Genomic DNA, 2188 nt, shown 5'->3' on the forward strand with positions numbered 1-2188 from the left:
CGGGTGCGCGGGGTCCGTGTGGTCACGGCCCGTGGGATTGTTGTCCGTCATAAGCCAAGGTTAGCTTTATCAATCCAGCTTTGCTATTTTCTCTCGCACCCACCCGAGAGGATCCCCGCCATGTGTCACGACGCCGACGCCACCCCGCCCGTCGCCCCCGTCGCCTCGCCCGTCACCTCCGGTCCGCTCACCCTGACCTCGGCCGACGGCACCCGCCTCGCGGCCTACCTGGCGGTTCCCGGGCGGCTCACGGGCCCCGGCGTCGTGGTGATCCCCGACAACCGGGGGCTGGCGCCCTTCTACGAGCGCCTCGCCGTACGGCTGGCCGAGCACGGTCACCCGGCACTCGCCTACGACCACTTCGGCCGTACGGCGGGCGCCTCCACCGACGGCCGGGGCGAGGACTTCCCGACCATGGAGCACTTCGCCGGGCTCACCAGGACCGGCATGCAGGACGACATGACCGCGGCGGTCGACCGGCTGCGCGAGTTCGGGGACACGCAGATGGCGCTGGGCTTCTGCATGGGCGGCCGGCTGGCCTTCTTCGCCGCCGAACCCCGCTTCGGTCTGGCCGGGGTGATCGGCTTCTACGGCCATCCGGGCATCGCCGGGCCCTACGGCCCCGGGCCCACCCAGCACGCGGGCGACCTCGCCGCCCCGGTCCTCGGCCTGTTCGGCGGCGCCGACGAGGGCATCCCGGCGGGCGAGGTGACGGCTTTCGGCGAGGCCCTGACCGCCCATGGCGTGGACCACGAGTTCGTCACCTATCCCGGCGCTCCGCACGGGTTCTTCGACGTCAGGAACGACGAGCACGCCGAGGCGTGCGCCGACGCCTGGCGGCGGGTCCTGGCCTTCCTCCGCCGCGAGGGCTGAGACCGCCGCCAGGGTGTCACGGGCCCCGGGCGGTGAACGGCTCCCCATGGCCGCACACCCGACAGACGCGTCGAGCCCGTCCGGAGGCCGCACCGGACGGCGGCGGGGAGCCGGGACGGGCCGGCGGAAATCAGGAGGGAATGGACCCTCTCCCTGTGTCAGGCTCTATACCTGGCGTGTCCCGGTAGGCACGGAATACGCGGTGTATCACGCAGACATGGAGGAAGCCCGTGTGGCAGCAGACCGAACCCGAGAAGGCCGGGTTCGCTCCCGACGTGGCCGAGCGGCTCGACGCTCTCATCCGGGAGGGGCGGGCACCGGGTCTGCACGGCGTCGTGGTCGCCCGCCACGGCGCTCTGGTCATGGAGCGTTACGGCAGCGGCACGGACTTCGCCTGGGGGCGGCCGCTCGGCACGGTGGACTTCGGGCCGGAGACGCTGCACGACATCCGCTCGGTCACCAAGAGCGTCGTCGCGCTGCTGTACGGCGCCGCGCTCGCCGACGGACTGGTGCCCGAGCCTGACGAGCCGATCCTCCGGCACTTCCCCGAATACCCCGACCTGGCCGCCGATCCCCGGCGGGCCCGGCTGACCGTCGAGCACGCGCTGACGTTGACGCTCGGCCTGGAGTGGGACGAGAGCAAGCCGTACACCAGCCCGGAGAACAGCGAGATCGGGATGGAGCTGGCGGCGGACCGCTACCGGTACGTGCTGGAGCGCCCGATCGTCGGGGAGCCGGGGGCCCGGTGGCACTACAGCGGAGGAGCCGCGGCACTGGTCGGCGGGCTCATCGCCCGGGGCGCCGGACGCCCGCTGGAGGACTACGCGCGCACCGTGCTCTTCGAGCCGCTCGGCATCGAGTCCTTCGAGTGGATGGCGGGTGACGACGGGGTGGCCTCGGCGGCCTCCGGACTGCGGCTGGCCCCGCGCGACCTCGCCGCGATCGGCCAGGCCGTACTGGAGCGCCGGGTGGTCCCGGCGGCCTGGGTCGAGGAGGTGCTGCGGCCGCGGGTGCCGACCTGGGACGGTTTCTCCTACGGCTACCTGTGGCACGTCGGTCCCGACGGGCGGGCCAGGGCCACGGGGAACGGCGGTCAGCGGCTCTTCCTCGCCCCCGATCTCGGCCTCGTCGTGGCCGTCACCGCGGGCGGCTACAACAGGGACGACCAGGACACGGCGCCCAGGGCCGTCCTGGAGGAGGTGGTCCTGCCCGCGCTCAAGCAGCGCCGCCCTGCTGCCCGTTGCTGCCCAGTTCGGTAACGAGCTCGCGGGCGCTCTGCGCGAGCTGATGCCCTACATCAAGCCGATCATGGACG

Annotated in this window: 2 protein-coding genes; both read left to right on the forward strand. The window is 72.7% G+C overall.

Features of this window, described 5'->3' with window-relative positions:
- Positions 1-120: 120 nt before the first annotated feature.
- Positions 121-873: a dienelactone hydrolase family protein gene (locus ACWDS7_RS45845; RefSeq protein ID WP_451934415.1), complete on the forward strand. Its 753-nt coding sequence runs from the start codon at positions 121-123 to the stop codon at positions 871-873.
- 230 nt (positions 874-1103) lie between these two features.
- Positions 1104-2132: a serine hydrolase domain-containing protein gene (locus ACWDS7_RS45850; protein ID WP_451934416.1), complete on the forward strand. Its 1029-nt coding sequence runs from the start codon at positions 1104-1106 to the stop codon at positions 2130-2132.
- Positions 2133-2188: the final 56 nt, after the last annotated feature.

The organism is Streptosporangium sp. NPDC003464, from assembly GCF_053588315.1.